This window comes from Nostoc sp. (assembly GCF_036917355.1).
In the GTDB taxonomy this organism is placed as follows: Bacteria; Cyanobacteriota; Cyanobacteriia; order Cyanobacteriales; family Nostocaceae; genus Nostoc.
On the sequence record NZ_JBALDP010000008.1, the window covers coordinates 29979 to 47027 of the forward strand.

Here is a 17049-nt window from a genome sequence, read left to right on the forward strand (position 1 = left end):
TTTTGTTTTACACGTTTTCAGGTAGATAATTAATATCTAATAGCTGTTCTAAGGTATAAATACAATACTGAGGTAAGTTATCTAGTTTACCTTCAGTTTTCTCAATTACATACCCTAAAGTATCATCATAAATTGATGCTAATTCATTGTCTAAGTATTGATATAAATTCATTGTCAAGTTACGTTTAAATTGATTCCTAAAGCTTCTAATTTCTGCTTTCCAATGTCCCGAATTATATTGAGATTCTTGTGTCCAGAATTGTAGGAGTAAAAGATGTCTAATAATTTGTTCTAATAAACTAGCAACCTTGGCTTTGTCTCTACGACCCAAATTTTCTAGCTCCTCAATTAAATTTTCTAAATCTAATTCTTCTAAATGGTTAGCTTTCAATAGCTTGATTGTTTCCTCTAACCAGAGATGATCGTCAATTTCATAAAGCTCTTTTAAACTCAAGTTAGAACTAACTCCTTGCATAAAACTTCCTCGACTTAAATCTTAGGATATTACAATTTTAGGATAATATTCTCTGGGGAATGATAATGTAGCCAGTGGTGCGATCGCCAAGTACCAAATTACGTTGTTCTCCCCAATACCACCAGTATGCAGCAACGTAAGCGCAAACTAGGCTATCTAGTTTATCTTCAGCTGCTTTGAGGGCTGCGCCTGTGGTAGGAATTTCAAGAGGAAACGAACCGCAGAGGCGCAGAGAACGCAGAGGAGGAGAAAGAGAGGGGAGGATATCAAGAAGATAATTTTGGAGTTTGATTAGTTCTAGGCGGCGCTCAGTGAGTCTTCCTTTTTTGTATTTGAGGATGCGTTCTAAGTTGAATAGGTTAACTATTGCTGGATGGGGAAAGACTTCTATTTGATATCTGCTGAGTTTTTGCGGTTCTATGGTGGGGGCGTGGGCAAAGCCGCGTGATTCTAATTCTAAGCCAAAGTTGATGGTGCGCTCTGCGAAGGGTAGGTTTTGATTAGCTGGGTAGCATCCCGCATGATATTTGCCAAAGTGCTTGTGGCTAAGTTTGTCGGGTAGGCGACTCCCGTTAGCGTTGGGTATGAGGGTAGGTGCATCTACAGCGATGATGGCTGGTTCGTCTGCTTGGACGCTTTTATCGATCCAGGTGAGGATGTCTGCAATGGCATCTTTGCGGTCTAGATCGAGTAATTGTAGTTGTCCATCTATCCATTCTAAACAGCACAATCCACTTGGTTGAGATTTCCACCCTAAATCAATGCCAAGAAATTTCATGGTAATAACACGAATTTGCGATTATTTTCGCATTTTCGGGCAACCATTTACCTAAATTTACTTGCTAAAAATTTTGATAAATAATCTTATAATCTTAAGCAGCTTGTCTTAATTTATTTTATCTGGCAATAAGTTAATCAAGATTATTCCAATGAAAGTTTTATTTTTACATCCCAATTTTCCCTCACAATTTCGCAACCTAGCGACAGTTTTAGGCAAAGATCCTAATTGCCAAGTCGTCTTTGGGACAAATCGTCGGGAAGGGGAAATACCTGGCGTTTTTAAAGCTATTTATACTCCTTCTCGTGAAGCTGCGGCTCAAACTCACCACTACGTTCGCAACCTGGAAAATGCTGTTCTCACCGCTCAGGCTGTCTATCGCGTGGCAGAAAAATTAAAGGCTGAGGGTTTCTTTCCAGATATAGTTTATGGTCATTCTGGTTGGGGGCCGACTTTATTTATGAAAGATGTTTTCCCCAAAGCAGAATTATTATGTTATTTCGAGTGGTTTTATCACGCTCACGGTTCCGATGCAGATTTCGATCCCAACGATCCATTGAATGCTGATGATGAATGCCGCATCCGCGTGAAAAATGCACCGATTTTAACTGATTTATATAGCTGCGATCGCGGTCTTTCTCCAACTAATTGGCAGCGTCAGCAGTTTCCCAAAGAATATCATAGCAAACTCACTGTAATTCATGATGGTGTCGATACCAATTATTTTGTCCCCAAACCAGGTGCAAAGTTAGTTTTACCAAGAATAAATCTGGATCTTTCTCATGTGGAAGAGTTGGTAACTTATGTGGGACGAGGGATGGAACCTTATAGAGGTTTTCCGCAATTTATGGAAACGGTGGCGCTACTTCAGCAGCGAAGACCTAAGTGCCATGTAGTAGTTGTGGGAGAAGATAGGGTGGCTTATGGGAAGAATCTTCCTGATGGGCAGACTTATAAACAATTAATGTTAGAAAAATTATCTTTGGATTTATCGAGGCTGCACTTTACAGATAGGCTTCCTTACAATGAGTATCTTCAGGTTTTGCAAGCTTCTTCTGCTCATGTTTATTTAACTCGTCCTTTTGTTTTATCCTGGTCAATGTTAGAAGTAATGGCAGCAGGATGTTTACTAGTAGCTTCTAAGACTGCGCCAGTATTGGAAGTCGTACAGGATGGGGTAAATGGACTACTGGTAGATTTCTTTTCTCCTCAGAATATTGCTAATAGGGTTGAAGAGGCGCTGAATAATCCTCAAGAAATGCAAGCAATTCGTGCGAATGCGCGAGAGACAATTATCAAGCGTTATGATTTCGCGAAACTGTTACCACAGCATTTGCAATGGATGTTCGCTGGTAAAAGTTCTGATAGTTTGAAAAAGCGCTCAGTTTCTAAAGGATTTGGCAAAAATTAGTCATTAGTCATTAGTCATTGGTCATTAGTTACAACCATCAAAGGACAAAGGACAAAAGACAGAGAAATAAAAAGCGATATTTAAAATGCGAATTCTTTTTACCATTGCCCATTTTTTCAAACCTAGCGGTGAGGGTCGTCACGCTTCCCAACGCAAAGACCCGCAACCCCGGTTGCAGGCGTTAACTAATAGCTTGGCTGCTTTACACCAATTATTTGGTAAATCTCAAAGTATCATTAACATTGCTCAACGAATAGCTTTTCCCGCTAACCAGCCGCAGTCTCACGAACTAGATATTGTTATTTGTACAACCAAAGATAATCATCTTTTGAATCAGCTTCCTTTACCATCCCATTTATATAAGCATCATTCTACTGATGTAGAACCTCTGCTTTTGGGATTTGAGTGCCAAGCTGTTCTACAAAGTTGTCTCGGTCAATATGATTACTACTGTTTCTTGGAAGATGACTTAATTATCCATGATCCTTGGTTTTTTATAAAATTAAATTGGTTTACTCAACAAGCGGGTGATTTAAATTTGCTCCAGCCAAATCGTTATGAAATCTCCCCTTATGCGTTGGTTCACAAAGCTTACATTGATGGGGATTTGGCTTTGCGAGTAACTGCTCCCTTTCAAAATGTGCAGGAGCAACCGGAACTTAAGGGTACAATTATGAATGCACCAATTATCTTTCGTCGTGCCCTCAATCCTCATGCAGGCTGCTATTTTTTGAATGCAAATCAGATGACTCATTGGGCGAATCAAAATTATTTCCTTGACCGGGATATCAGTTTTGTTGGGCCTTTAGAAAGTGCTGCCACCTTAGGAATTATAAAGACATTTCGGATTTACAAAACCTCACCGGAGCAAGCAAGTTTTTTGGAGATTCAGCACTCTGGAACTGGATTTATAGGGTTAATTGGCGGACAAGTAGGTTTGGTAGAAAGGTAGATTTAATTTAAGAGTTTGACCATCTTTGTAAGTAAAAAGTTAAATATCTTTTTACTTATTATTTTATAGTTTTATATGAATAAACACAATAGGGTGAGCATTGCAATGCCCACCCAACTAATAGCTACAAACTTATTTAAGCGTGTTGTTTTTTCTTGCGAAGCTGTGGAAGTTGGCTGGCTATAAAACTCAAACCTGTTAAGAGTAAACCAATTGTTCCGGCTGATTCTGGTACGGACTTGAGATCGCCCTTGAGAGCTACTCCATCATTACCACACTCCAAGAAGATATTACTAACATAATTACCCTGGCCCATTAAAGCCTTATCAAAGGAAAAGCCAATAGTGTATTGCCCATTGGCAGAAAAGTTACCAAAATTTAGTCCAGCACTATTAAGTTGCTGATCGTTGAGCATGGAGATATTTCCAACTTTCGTACCTGACCCAATAGCGTTGAGAATCGGTGTATTATCCCAAGTAGGATTCTGAGCGACATTAGAGCCGTAGTAATAGTTGTAAACGTCTTGTGTAGTCGCTAAGTCTGTGCCTTGAGTATTATTCTGACCCCAGCCCCAGTCGTAATACCACTTCAAGTTACTGTAGCCACCATGTTGTATAGTGGTACTTTTTGCTTGGACTCCTTGGTAAACTCCTGTTGCCAAGCTATTGTTATAGTCGGCAAACCTCACACCAAATAGCTGACCACTTTGACTAGCTGTTTGGAAGTCTTTGCCTGAGAAATTGAAGAATAAGTCGCTCCAACCAATATGGACTGAATGACCTGGATTCCAGTAGTCATTGGAATCGGTTGTGCCACTCAGAGGCATCCCGCCTGTAAGAGCAACATAGATTTTATCACCGGAGTCTTTGACTGCCATACCTTTGATATCAAAAACTGAACCTCCAGAACCATCCTGGAAGGAATCAATACTATAGTTCCATCCATTGACGAGTTGGCCGGCACTTGCTTGTTGATTAGATAGACTCAGGAGGCTTACGCTGATGGCTGTAGTGGCAAGAAGAACTTTTAGAGTTTTCATATTTATGAGAATATCTTCGATTAGGCAATGATTTTTATCTGTCAAAAGCCTAACCAAACTTATGTAAATTCTGTAATATTCAAGATGATTTGTTTTGAAAAAATCTCGTAAATTATTTTGCTTATTTATATCTAAAAACTCAGTATTGTACTTAGCTACTCAGATTGTAGTAATGGATTATTTTATATCTGAAAGATAATTTAATATCCGGTTAATAACGTGGAAATATGTAAGGTTATGATATAAAAATATATGTTTTTAATAAACCATTAATTATTTTATTGTTATATCCTTGATTTCAATTAGGTTGATATGTTTTATTAAATAGGGTCTTTTGGGTTTCTACGTAGAAGCAACTGCCGCCTGGAAGGTTAGGACGTAGAGAGAACGTAAGTTCGATGAGTTATGTAGCATCCATCTAATTAGCCGTGAAAACAGACATTAAGATATTTGACTATACAAGACCTTCCCTCTCCGGGTCTGAGAGGGAAAGACTTGAACTAAAATTTAAGGCAGGGCGATCGCTCAATAATCAACTAATCTTAAATTCTCACTAATGGTTTTTCAACAGGGGTAGGCGTAGTCAACGGATCAAATCCTAACTGCTCAGTAATGCGCTCTCTAGCTAAAAGGCGGTATTCCCAAAAATGCTCGCCAGCAGCACATAAACCCAAATACATATTCACAAATTGGGGCTTGGTGCGAATAATAGCCCAAAGCTGTTGCCAAAATTGACCCCGAATTTCCCGCCGTTGCGAACCTTGTCGCCAGAGTAAATGTACAAGTAGTCGCAGTCCTTTGCCAGGAGGAAAATACATCGTCTGCTGTAGTTGAGGATTAGGTGTAATCTTCAGGCACTGTTCAAAACAACGTCGGAGATAGTTTTTGGGTTCGTACATTCTCCAAATTGCCTCTAAATATTCTTTAGCAACTTCAGCCATCGGACGCGTAGGAACAAAATTCATTAAGGAATTCTGATCCCCCACCTCTAAACCTCCAAATCCTTCTAATAATCGCTCCTCTCGTTTTAGTCTTTCCCAGAGGGCAGTATTGGGAAGGGCTTGCAGTATACCTAGCATTGGTTGAGGAATGCTGGTTTCTTCAATAAAAGCTTCAATTCGCTTTCCAGCGCCAGCTTTTTCTCCATCAAAACCAATGATAAACCCTGCATAGATTAACAATCCAGCTTCATTGATGGTACGACAAGCTTCTAACAGGGGATTGCGGGTATTTTGAAACTTACGAGTCACTTGCAGGCTATCTTGGTCTGGTGTTTCAATACCCAAAAAGACTGCGTAGAAACCCGCTTTAGCCATTAATTCTAATAGCTCAGTGTCTTCTGCTAGGTTGACGGAAGCTTCTGTCAGGAAAGTGAAGGGATAATTGCGTTCCTGCATCCACGGAATTAACTCTTGTAAAAGACGTTTTACATTGCGCTTATTGCCAATGAAGTTATCATCCACAACGAACAGAGATCCGCGCCAGCCTAAATCATAGAGGGTTTGGAGTTCTGCTAGGGTTTGACTGGGTTCTTTGGTGCGTGGTTTGCGACCGTATAAATTGATGATGTCACAGAATTCGCATTCAAAAGGACAACCGCGAGAAAACTGGATTGCCATCATTAAGTAATCATCTCGCTTGAGTAAATCAAAGCGAGGGATGGGGCTTTGGGTTACATCTGGTTTTTCCAGGGCGCGAAAGGTTCCTTGTTCTTCACCTTTAGCGATCGCATCTAAAAATTGCGGAACTGTAATCTCTCCTTCATCTAAAATCAAATAGTTAGCTCCCGCTTTTTGGGCTGGTTCTGGTACTGAGGTTGGATAAGGGCCACCCACAGCAACTTTTTTCCCCAGTTGCGCTGCTTTGTGAATTTGGGCAAGAAAATCTTCTTTCTGTGCAAGCATGGCAGAAAGAATCACGATGTCGCACCATTGCCAATCTTCATCTGTTTCTTGGTTAACATTGCGGTCATAAAACCGAACTTCCCAGTCTGTTGGTAGCATAGCGGCAACAGTCAGAATCCCTAGTGGTGGGATAAATGCTTTAAGTCCCGCCATTTTCATGAATTCGTCGTAAGACCAAAAGGTTTTAGGAAAGCGGGGGTAAAGTAAGAGTACTTTCATTGCTGTAGTCCTCTAATTAAATTTTGGTTGAAAAATTTTTTACTTTTGACAAATCCGGGTTTTGGATGGTAATTGCAGAGATGATGCTACGATCCCACTAGCTTTATTTTTGCTCTATCTATTTTTAGATAGACATTTGCATCGGCAAAGATAATTTTGTAGTCAGCTAGCAGAATTACCGCCGTTGTCATGAAATCTAATGGCGGATTTATGCAAATAAAAACTGCCAGACCAATCGTCTGCTAGTAAATCCAGAAGTAATTGAGCATTTTTATAGACCAGAGTAGTAAAGCTTTCATCAGCAGGCTCTCCTGAGTGAAAAAATTAACTCATAATGTTGAGATTACTGCTACTCTCTCTGAAAAAAATTTAAATTTTGTCTATTTTTGTAAATCAAAAGTACATAAACTGCTTTGATGAGGAGAAAAAGCTTTCATTACGGCGTTTTACAGTTTGGTATTTCTATTGCCGTGTTATGTAAATGCAACCTTTTGCAATGCTATTGCATCGACTTTTTATTTACAACAGATTACAGTCAAGCTTTACAACGCCCACTCTATAAGTCGAAAGTAGGGGCGCAAGTCCTTCATGGGTGTCAATTTAAGCTGAAACCCTTTTCAAGTCTCGTTTCCAGCCTCTGGGCTGGAAATGCAACTCAAAAGCGGCTCTGCCGCCAGCAAGGGAGGCGGAGCCTCTAGGATAGCATTCCCAGTCTCCAACTGGGAACGAGACAATATGTAAAAGCTGGTTCTAGGTTGGCTTTCACGTTAAGTTGACACCAATGCAAGGCCTTGCGCCCCTACAAATCTAGAAATAATTTGGGATAATTTATTTTTTGCAAGTCCCTAAGTTGTCGTTTTCCTTTGTGAACAGTTTCTATAGCAATCGGAGTTGAGTTAAAATCTCTCATTCCACAACGGCGAGTTGACCTGGAAAATGTCAAAATTAAATGAGTTTTGCGTAGGCGCAAGCAACTTGTCGCCAGACATCGCCACTTGACATAGCGCGGATTTGAGATAACTAAGTTGGAATTTATGGGCAAGCAACGTGTTCTTTCTGGAGTTCAACCAACCGGCAATTACCATCTAGGTAACTACTTGGGAGCCATTCGCAACTGGGTAGAAGGTCAGAGCGAATACGAAAATTACCTTTTTGTGGCTGATTTACACGCGATTACAGTGCCACACGACCCAAAACAGTTGGCGGCTGATACCTACACTCTTGCTGCTCTCTATTTAGCTTGTGGTCTTGATTTAAATCACTCCACTATCTTTGTACAATCTCACGTTTCGGCCCACAGTGAACTCACTTGGTTGCTCAACTGCATTACACCTCTAAACTGGCTGCAAGATATGATTCAGTTTAAGGAAAAGGCTGTTAAACAAGGAGAAAATGTGAGTGCAGGCTTATTGGATTATCCTGTGCTGATGGCAGCGGATATTTTGCTTTACCAAGCGGATAAAGTGCCAGTGGGTGAAGACCAAAAGCAACACTTGGAATTGACACGCGATATTGCAGCTCGGTTAAATCACCAATTTGGTAAACCAGATAAACCAGTTCTGAAGTTACCAGACCCTTTGATTCGTAAGGAAGGGGCTAGGGTGATGAGTTTAGCAGACGGTACACGCAAAATGTCGAAGTCCGATCCTTCGGAGTTAAGCCGGATCAGTTTGCTAGATTCACCGGAACAGATTCAATACAAGATTAAGCGTTGTAAAACCGATCCGATTCGGGGTCTGACTTTTGACGATCCAGCGCGTCCAGAGTGTAATAATTTGTTAACGCTCTATACATTGCTTGCTGGGAAGAAAAAGGAAGATGTGGCCGTTGAGTGTCAGGATATGGGCTGGGGACAATTCAAGCCATTGTTGACAGACACGATAATTGAGTCTCTAAAACCAATCCAAGAAAAATATCACTCGATAACGGCGGATAAAAGCTATTTGGAGTCTGTGTTGCGGGATGGAGGGGAAAAAGCTAGAGCGATCGCAAATCAAACTTTATCACAAGTCAAAACTGCTTTAGGCTACTCTCTTCCTCTATAAGTTTTCCCCTTTAGGTGTGATTTGTTATACCATTTAAGAAATTGAAAAGCTTAATGTTATGCATCACACCCACAGCCCCACAGGTTTAAATGACTTTCGCAGAGCTGTACAAGCAGGTGAATTTCTAGTTACCGCCGAGGTAGCGCCGCCAAAGGGGGGAGATCCAGCGCACATGATTCAAATGGCGGCGACTCTTAAGGGGAGAGTTCATGCCGTCAATGTTACTGATGGTAGCCGCGCCGTGTTAAGGATGTCTTCGTTAATGGCGTCGGTGATTTTGTCACAGAATGGCATAGAGCCGATTTGTCAAATTGCTTGCCGCGATCGCAACCGCATCGGTTTACAAGCTGATTTGATGGGCGCTCATGCTTTAGGTATTCGTAATATTTTAGCTTTGACTGGCGACCCAGTAAAAGCAGGCGATCATCCAGATGCCAAAGCAGTATTTGACTTAGAAGCTGTGCGACTGCTGCAACTGATTCGGAAGATGAATCAAGGTGTTGATTGTAATGAAAAACCCTTGACTGATGGAGCGTTAGATTTATTTGTTGGTGCAGCAGTAGATCCGCAATGTAAAAGTTGGTCGGGTTTACAAAGTCGATTTGAACGCAAAATCGAAGCTGGAGCGCAGTTTTTTCAAAGTCAATTGATTACAGATTTTGAGCGACTAGAAAAGTTTATGGATACGATTGCTGCTGGTTATAAAAAACCAATTTTGGCAGGAATATTTCTGTTGAAATCAGCAAAAAATGCCCAATTTATTAATAGATGTGTTCCGGGTGTAGATATTCCCCAACATATTATTGATAGATTGGCAAAAGCCAAAGACCCTTTTGAGGAAGGGATAAAAATTGCCGCCGAGCAAGTGCAGATAGCGCGGCAATTATGCCAAGGAGTTCACATGATGGCGGTGAAGCGTGAAGATGCGATCGCGCCAATTTTAGATTTGGCTGGGATTGCTCCAGTGAATCAATTGGTATCTATGTAAATTAGAGAATGAATCTTTTTTTAAAGCAGATGGAAATAACCATCTGCTTTTTTTTCTACTGAAACAGACGCGTTTACACTATTTTTGATAGACTTTCAATATCCAATGTTCGCTTGACTAGATCTAGGTGCAAACTGATAAAATATTTTATAGCTTATTTCAAGCTTTTCCTAGCATATTTTTTGCCATAATTGGCGACACGAATGTCAATGTCAACGCATATCAATTTGTTTCAGTCGAGCTAAAAGAAACTGCTTTTAGGATTGATGGGGTATTCATCCCCACAAGTGAAACTACAAACCAACCACTTTACTTTGTTGAAGTTCAGTTTCAATTAGACGCAACTTTTTATAGACGCTTCTTTGCTGAAATCTTCCTTTACTTGCGTCAAAACGAATCAGTCAATTTTTGGCGTGCTGTTGTCATCTATCCACAACGAAGTTTAGATCCAAACGATCGGCTACCATATCAATTGCTGCTAGATAGTTCACAAGTGCAACGCATTTATCTAGATGAATTAGATACGAGGGAGAACTTACTTCAAGTTGCGATCGTTAAATTAATTATCGAAAGAGAAGAGACAGCCGTTGACAAAGGTAGAGAATTGATTTTACAAGCAAGGCAACAACTGGCAGATGAATCTACCAGCAAGCAAATTGTAGAATTGATAGAGACTATTCTGTTGTACAAATTTACCCGGTTAAGCCGAGAGGAGTTAGCAGAAATGTTGGGTATAGACGACGAATTCAAAAAAACACGGATGTATCAATCAATCAAGGAAGACGGCTTAGAAGAAGGTCGCCAGGAAGGTCGCCAAGAAGGTCGCCAAGAAGGTCGCCAGGAAGCTAAGTTAGAAGCTATTCCCCGATTGTTGGCATTGGGATTGAGTGTAGAGCAAGTGGCGGTGGCTCTAGATTTAACGGTGGCGCAAGTACAGCAAGCAGCCCAAAATTAGCCATCTGATAGTGGGCAGTGCTTGCCTCTAATTTAATAAGCAACTGCGAAGCCGATAGCGTACTCCTTTCCTGCGGAACGCTACGCGAACGGAGAAGCAAGCTACGCGCAGCGTCTCGTAGAGAAGCGTTAGCGAGTCCGCGTACTCTTTCAGAGAAGCAAGCTACGCTTTTAGCGTCTCATAGAGAGCGTCATAGCCTATTTTAGACATCGCCTCTTTTTGTTTTAGCTAAACCAGAAGCGATGTCTACGACGGGCTTACGCCTACGAACTTAAAACCTGGGTTACATCTTACCGTGTTGCAGCACTTGTTGTAGATGTTGGCGAATCTCTTGTGCGTGTTCAATATCAGATTGCCGCAATTTTTGGAACAACTCTACACAAGGTTGAGAACCTACTTGTTCTGCATCTTTGATGTAAGTATCGTAAGCTTTAACAGCTTCAGCCTTGTTGTGCAAAATAGTGACAAAATCATACTCCAAGTCGCTAATCGCTGTTTGAGATTGTCCGTGACCTGTATTTGTAGCCATTGCTTGAACCTCTTTTAGAATTTCTAATTAACGTTATATTCACCCTGAAAGAGCGATTCATCTTCCAAAAAGAGTATATTTCAATACGTCGGAAGTACCTTGCAAAAATAATTTCCTGATACAGCCTCACACAAAGGAGTGGGGAGTGGGGAAAAGTATTTTCCCCACTCCCCAGTACAGACGCGATTAATCACGTCTCTCCCACTCCCCATTTTCATAACAATTTATCCAAGGGGTTGATTCTCATCACATTGACGTGAATACTGTAATTCCAACTCGTTTTGCCGTTCCCTACCTCCCCTATACACAACCGGACAAAACTTAGTGTTAGCGCTCATACAATCCATGTGTGGCGTTTTAGCGCATACCACGAGTAGTCCACCCAGAACAAACAACAAACCACAAATTGCAAGCGTATTAACCCAAGAAATTTCCAGCGCTCCGTGAACTACTACCTCTCGCAGCAAAGATACTATTGTTACCTCAACTGCCACTCCTACAGAGATACTATGTTCTTGCAAATAGACCATTAATAGTCGAAATAACTCGACTAGAATCAACACAAATAGTATTTTTGCAGTCACATGTTTATAGTCTAGTGGCTGCGTGAGGGCGATCGCTATCCCCCACAATTGGATTAGCATGACGGCAAACAAACCCAAACACAAAACAATCACAATTAAGTCTTGAAAGGCTTCCATGTTGCGAACAATTGATTGCCGATCGAGCCAGCGATCGCTAAATAAAAATCGACTTTTCTGGCGCTTTTGCATGTACATTTTTCCAATCGGGACAAGTTCAGACAACACCAGCGAGTCAACCCAATAGTTTTATGTTATGCAATATTAAGTTTTTTCGCCTCAGCGAGGTTGGTAATTTAAATTTTGTGCTTGTTGCAACAATTGCTCGGCATTTTTCGCCCACTGCGGATTTTTTTGAGCATTGTATAAATCTCTAGCAAATTGCAATACTTGTACTGCATCGCTATATTGCTGTAACTGCATAAAAACTAACCCAGCACCATAATAAGCGTTGGGATAGTTAGAGTTAGCTTCGGCTGATTTTCTAAAAGCCTCTAATGCTTCTTGTAATTTACTTTGTTGAAAAAAAATTGAGCCGAGATTGTAGAAAGCTTCTGAATACTTGGGATTAATTTTTAATGCCTGATAAAATGCACTTCTTGCTTGATCGAGTTTACCTTCTTGGAGATAACACATCCCTATATGGTAAGGAGGTTCTGGTGCATTTTTGCTATATTGTACAGCTTTTTTAAAAGATGCGATCGCTCGTTCGCAATCTCCTTGCTGTTCTCGTACTAACCCCAAGTTATAGTGCGCAAATCCGAGTTTGGGATCGAGTTCTAAGGCGCGCTGCAAATAATCGTTAGCTAACTTGAAATTATTGCCTTCTAACAACGCTCCGCCTAAATTAGCAAAAGCTGGAGCAAATTTTGGATCGGCTTGCGTTGCTCGATAAAATGCATCCGCAGAGGGTTGTAATTGCCCCATTTGTCGGTAAGCTAGCCCCAGATTATAGTGTGCTGGTGCTAATGCCGGATCTAATTTAGCCGCTTGTTTAAAAGCAGCGATCGCATCTTGTACCTTTCCCGCCTGAATTGCCTGTAATCCTTGGTTTAACCAGTCAACAGCAGTTTTAGGATTAGATTGTGCTAGCTTTGAGGCGACAGGAGGAGATATAGCAAGAGAGGGAGAGGAAATACTCATAATCAGCAAAGTTAAACTTACTAACCCTGCTATGCGATATTTAAAGAATGATAATCTCATTGATTTTCTGACTCGCAACACTTTCAGTTAAATTTACTTGATAAAAAGTTTTTTACAAAAGTTTTTGATTCAGCATAAAAATTTTTGATGCTTAACTTTTCTTAAGCTAAATCTTACGACAGGCTACAATTTTTTTAACTTTCGATTAAAAGGAGCATAATAACAAATTAAAGAAGGGGTAATTTTGACTCCAGAGAACCATTTTTTTATCCCTTGATATATACAGAATCATGCGGTTATGAATGAATTACCGCAAGGGAGGTTTTTATGAACGAAAAAGTAAAATCGGGTTCGCGGAACGTTGCAATTGTCGGGCCTTATTTAAGTGGAAAAACCACTTTACTAGAAAGCTTGTTATTTGTCACAGGGGCAATTTCCCGCAAAGGCAATATTAAGGACAGCAATACAGTGGGAGATAGTGCTGCCGAGTCGCGCGATCGCCACATGAGTGTAGAAGTCAGCGCCGCTAGCACTGAGTATAACGGCATTCGCTTCACTTTTCTTGACTGTCCGGGAAGCGTAGAATTTGCCCAAGAGACGTACAATGCTTTAATCGGAGTCGATGCAGCAATTGTAGTTTGCGAACCCATCCGCGATCGCGTCCTCACCCTCGCCCCTCTATTTAAATTCCTAGACGATTGGGAAATTCCCCACCTCGTCTTTGTCAACAAAATGGATCGGGCAAATATTCACGTTTTAGAAACGTTGCACGCCCTAAAAGCAGTATCTAGCCGTCCCCTGGTAGCGCATCAATATCCGATCATGAATGGGGAACAACTCACCGGCTTTATCGATATGGTGAGCGAACAGGCATATCAATATCATCCAGGCGCACCTGCTGACCCCATTCCCTTCCCCGAAAGTTTAAAAGAAGAAGAACATATAGCACGGGCAGAAATGCTCGAAGCCCTTGCAAATTTTGACGACCATTTACTCGAAGAACTTTTAGAAGACATCGAACCACCCCAAGAAGAAATCCTCAAAGATTTAAAAATGGAATTAGGGGCAGATTTAGTAGTGCCCGTTTTCTTTGGTGTGGCAGAACAAGATTATGGTGTTAGACCTCTATTAGAAGCCTTGTTACGAGAAGCCCCCGAACCAGAAACCACAGCAGAACGTCGTTTAAAAAACATAAAAGGTGATACAGCTTTAGCGCAGGTATTAAAAACTTACTACACTCCCCAAGGTGGCAAACTTTCTCTCGTGCGTGTTTGGCGGGGCAAATTAACTGATGGCATCGTTCTCAATGGCATTCGCACTGGTGGAATTTACCGCCTCATGGGACAACAACAGCAGTCAGTTAACCAAGTTAGTGCTGGTGAAATTGTTGCATTGAGCCGTTTAGAAGGAATCAAGACAGGCGATACAATCTCTATAGAACAGCAGTCGGCAATAAAATTACCCAAAGCTGTAGAGTTGGAACCAGTTTATGCTCTCGCCATTACACCAGAAAAGCGCAACGATGAAGTTAAACTCAGCAGTGCAATCACCAAGTTATTAGAAGAAGACTGCTCACTTGCTTGGGAACAACACGGCGATACCCACGAAGTTATTCTTTGGGGTCAAGGCGAGATTCATTTACAAGTCGCCTTAGACAGACTGCGCCGTAAATATAACTTGCCGATGACAACCCACTTGCCGCAAGTGCCTTACAAAGAAACCATCCGCAAAACAGTGGCTTCAGTTCATGGGCGCTACAAACACCAAAGCGGTGGTCACGGACAGTTTGGTGATGTTTTTCTCGAAATCAAGCCTTTACCACGCGGTACAGGTTTCAACTTTAATGAAACCATTGTCGGCGGCGTGGTTCCGAAACAGTACATTCCTGGCGTAGAAATGGGCGTGCGGGAATTTCTCACACATGGGCCTTTGGGTTTCCCAATAGTGGATTTGGCGGTAACTCTGACTAATGGTTCGTATCACAACGTTGACAGTTCCGAACAAGCCTTTAAACAAGCTGCCCGATTGGCAATGCAAACGGGGATACCCCAAGCGGAACCTACCCTGTTAGAACCAATTCTGCGGGTGGAAGTGACAACACCAAGTGAATTTACTTCCAAAGTGCTGCAACTGTTGAGTGGTAGACGGGGGCAAATTTTAGGCTATGAGGGGAAAAACGATTGGCAAGGCTGGGATAATGTCTCTGCATACTTGCCACAAGCTGAGATGCAAAACTTTATTGTAGAGCTGCGATCGCTCACCTTGGGCGTTGGTTCCTTCCACTGGGAATACGACCATCTCCAAGAAGTGCCGGAAAAGCTTGCCGAACGTGTCATTCATAGCAATGGCAATGGTGGTAACGGCAACGGCAAGTAATTTTAGATTTTTTTAAAATCGAAGCCCTGCATTTAAAAGTGCAGGGCTTTTTGTTAATAAATATTTAATACACTCTGGACGTGCTGTTGAAATGCTAATCCTTCTTTACCCCAACGGGTTTGGAACTTTTGTAGATTTTCCAATTTTATTGCTTTTCCAAATCGAGGAAAAGAAATGGAACAATCAAATACTTTGTTGTTTTCTGGAGGATGCTCCCAATTATCCGTCATCCAAATCACCTGGACAAGACGATAAATATTAAATTCCTCTCCAGCATTTCCATCAGGATAAAGCTGCTTATTCACCATTTTAACAACGTGCGTTACTTTGCTACGTTGTCTTAAAATTATCAGTTCATCTTCTTGTGGAGTCTTGGCATTTATTTCGTCTCTATTTTCTAAATTTCTCCAATGTAAAGCAAAAATCTTTAATTCTGGATGTATAGTAAATATGCTTTGATAAGCCCAATCTTCACCATTTAAAGGTTTTACGTTTTTAGTCCAAATTAATCCATTTAAATCCATAACTATTTTTCAATCTTGTTTTAAAAGAGAAGCTACAGTAATAGTTTTCCCAAAAATATTGCTAAAATAACAAAACTTTGTTTTTGTAAATAAGCTAATCGTCATTCATTTTTCCAGAATGATTCGCTTGTAGTAAGGGCTTCAGCCCTGCTTTTATGCAACTTAAATACCGATTAGCTTATCACCAAGGCTGAGATTCCCAACTCATTCAATAAGTCGGGAATCTTTTTCAATCTATAAAAGGATTCGTAAACCGCACGCCCTCAATCGTCGCACCTGATGTGAAGTCCTCAGTGTAAACTTCTTCAATTTGGTTAAGTCGCGCCGTTGCCCAAATTTGCGCGTCCCAAAACCCGAAGTGATGAGTTTCTACACCGCGAATTGCTTCTAACGAAATGAGCCGTGTAATATCAACGACATGGCAAGCAGCTAAATAGTTACGCATTCGCACCAGGGCTTCAGCCGGAGTTAACAACAATCGCCGAGTCCGGGTTGTGGCCATAAAAAACTCTCCCAACACTTGGGTACTAATTACCGCCTTACGAGAACGAATCAATTGGTCAGTAAGTGCGATCGCGCGTTCCTGTTTTGCGGTATCTAGTGGATCGTAGATGTAAACGAGAATGTTGGTATCAAGTAGAATCCTACCGTTCATAGAGGTCTTCACGCTGCCAGTCCCGACCTCCAAGTTGAGCAGGTCGAGTTTTGATTTGATCGATAAATTCTCTTTCGGCTTCCCACATTGCAAGATTGGTTTGGGGTGCAATTATTTCACCAAGATGAAGGTCAATAGCTTGGCGAATAATCTCTGCTTCACTTACACCCGCTTGTTGGGCGATCGCTTTTAGCAGATGTTCTTGATGCGGTTCAATATAAATCTGCTTACGAATTTTACTCGACACAATTTAAATTATATATAATGTATACATTACATTATACATTATACATTATACATTATATCATGTCCGCTTGATTACTTACTAAACCCCAAGAACCCCACCCCGCCAAAGCTACGCTTCGTCTCCCCTCCCCGCCTGCGGGGAGCAGGGTGGTTTCATACAAAGAAAGAAAAAACTCTATCGAGTTGGTTGGAGAGTGCGCGTTGTGCTTGAGGAATAGTTCGGAAACCG

The 17049-nt window shown here is 41.2% G+C and carries 16 protein-coding genes; 6 read left to right on the plus strand and 10 right to left on the minus strand.

Annotation, left to right across the window (positions count from 1 at the left end; all coding sequences use genetic code 11):
- Window positions 1-7: 7 nt before the first annotated feature.
- Together V7K53_RS01915 and V7K53_RS01920 are read right to left on the minus strand one after the other, a co-directional pair.
- Window positions 8-475: a DUF29 domain-containing protein gene (locus tag V7K53_RS01915; protein WP_335195983.1), complete on the minus strand. Its 468-nt coding sequence runs from the start codon at window positions 473-475 to the stop codon at window positions 8-10.
- 37 nt (window positions 476-512) lie between these two features.
- A complete protein-coding gene (locus V7K53_RS01920; protein ID WP_335195984.1) occupies window positions 513-1253 on the minus strand; it encodes a DUF429 domain-containing protein in 741 nt (246 codons plus the stop codon).
- A gap of 151 nt (window positions 1254-1404) precedes the next feature.
- Between V7K53_RS01920 and V7K53_RS01925 the strand changes: the two genes are divergently transcribed.
- Window positions 1405-2664, plus strand: coding sequence for a glycosyltransferase family 4 protein (locus tag V7K53_RS01925; RefSeq protein WP_335195985.1), 1260 nt, complete (start codon window positions 1405-1407; stop codon window positions 2662-2664).
- A gap of 85 nt (window positions 2665-2749) precedes the next feature.
- Complete coding sequence (locus tag V7K53_RS01930) at window positions 2750-3616, plus strand: calcium-binding protein (RefSeq protein ID WP_335195986.1); 867 nt, start codon at window positions 2750-2752, stop codon at window positions 3614-3616.
- A 136-nt stretch (window positions 3617-3752) separates the two neighbouring features.
- Here V7K53_RS01930 and V7K53_RS01935 read toward each other — a convergent pair whose 3' ends face one another.
- Together V7K53_RS01935 and V7K53_RS01940 are read right to left on the minus strand one after the other, a co-directional pair.
- Window positions 3753-4655 (minus strand): XDD3 family exosortase-dependent surface protein, encoded by a 903-nt coding sequence (locus tag V7K53_RS01935; protein WP_335195987.1) that lies wholly within the window; start codon window positions 4653-4655, stop codon window positions 3753-3755.
- A 542-nt stretch (window positions 4656-5197) separates the two neighbouring features.
- Entirely contained in the window at window positions 5198-6778 is a 1581-nt protein-coding gene (locus V7K53_RS01940; protein WP_335195988.1) for a B12-binding domain-containing radical SAM protein, read from the minus strand.
- Between the two features lie 1034 nt (window positions 6779-7812).
- Between V7K53_RS01940 and trpS the strand changes: the two genes are divergently transcribed.
- The 3 genes from trpS to V7K53_RS01955 all read left to right on the plus strand — a co-directional run bounded on the left by trpS (window position 7813) and on the right by V7K53_RS01955 (window position 10766).
- On the plus strand, window positions 7813-8823 hold the full coding sequence (trpS, locus tag V7K53_RS01945) for a tryptophan--tRNA ligase (RefSeq protein ID WP_335195989.1): 1011 nt from the start codon (window positions 7813-7815) through the stop codon (window positions 8821-8823).
- A 58-nt stretch (window positions 8824-8881) separates the two neighbouring features.
- Window positions 8882-9811 (plus strand): methylenetetrahydrofolate reductase, encoded by a 930-nt coding sequence (locus V7K53_RS01950; RefSeq protein ID WP_335195990.1) that lies wholly within the window; start codon window positions 8882-8884, stop codon window positions 9809-9811.
- A 127-nt stretch (window positions 9812-9938) separates the two neighbouring features.
- Complete coding sequence (locus V7K53_RS01955; RefSeq protein ID WP_335195991.1) at window positions 9939-10766, plus strand: Rpn family recombination-promoting nuclease/putative transposase; 828 nt, start codon at window positions 9939-9941, stop codon at window positions 10764-10766.
- A gap of 283 nt (window positions 10767-11049) precedes the next feature.
- Here V7K53_RS01955 and V7K53_RS01960 read toward each other — a convergent pair whose 3' ends face one another.
- The 3 genes from V7K53_RS01960 to V7K53_RS01970 form a co-directional block, all read right to left on the minus strand.
- A complete protein-coding gene (locus V7K53_RS01960; protein ID WP_335195992.1) occupies window positions 11050-11295 on the minus strand; it encodes a hypothetical protein in 246 nt (81 codons plus the stop codon).
- Between the two features lie 224 nt (window positions 11296-11519).
- Window positions 11520-12074 (minus strand): phosphate-starvation-inducible PsiE family protein, encoded by a 555-nt coding sequence (locus V7K53_RS01965; protein WP_190240812.1) that lies wholly within the window; start codon window positions 12072-12074, stop codon window positions 11520-11522.
- A gap of 81 nt (window positions 12075-12155) precedes the next feature.
- Window positions 12156-13019 (minus strand): tetratricopeptide repeat protein, encoded by an 864-nt coding sequence (locus V7K53_RS01970; protein WP_442940462.1) that lies wholly within the window; start codon window positions 13017-13019, stop codon window positions 12156-12158.
- 327 nt (window positions 13020-13346) lie between these two features.
- On the opposite strand from V7K53_RS01970, the gene V7K53_RS01975 reads away from it, so the two are divergent.
- On the plus strand, window positions 13347-15395 hold the full coding sequence (locus V7K53_RS01975; protein WP_335195994.1) for an elongation factor G: 2049 nt from the start codon (window positions 13347-13349) through the stop codon (window positions 15393-15395).
- Window positions 15396-15448: 53 nt separating this feature from the next.
- Here V7K53_RS01975 and V7K53_RS01980 read toward each other — a convergent pair whose 3' ends face one another.
- From V7K53_RS01980 to V7K53_RS01990, 3 genes are all read right to left on the minus strand, one after another.
- Window positions 15449-15919: a hypothetical protein gene (locus V7K53_RS01980; protein WP_335195995.1), complete on the minus strand. Its 471-nt coding sequence runs from the start codon at window positions 15917-15919 to the stop codon at window positions 15449-15451.
- Window positions 15920-16148: 229 nt separating this feature from the next.
- Window positions 16149-16574 (minus strand): PIN domain-containing protein, encoded by a 426-nt coding sequence (locus tag V7K53_RS01985; RefSeq protein ID WP_335195996.1) that lies wholly within the window; start codon window positions 16572-16574, stop codon window positions 16149-16151.
- On the minus strand, window positions 16564-16821 hold the full coding sequence (locus V7K53_RS01990; RefSeq protein WP_335195997.1) for a hypothetical protein: 258 nt from the start codon (window positions 16819-16821) through the stop codon (window positions 16564-16566). Before V7K53_RS01990 ends, V7K53_RS01985 begins: the two co-directional genes overlap by 11 nt.
- Between the last annotated feature and the right edge of the window lie 228 nt (window positions 16822-17049).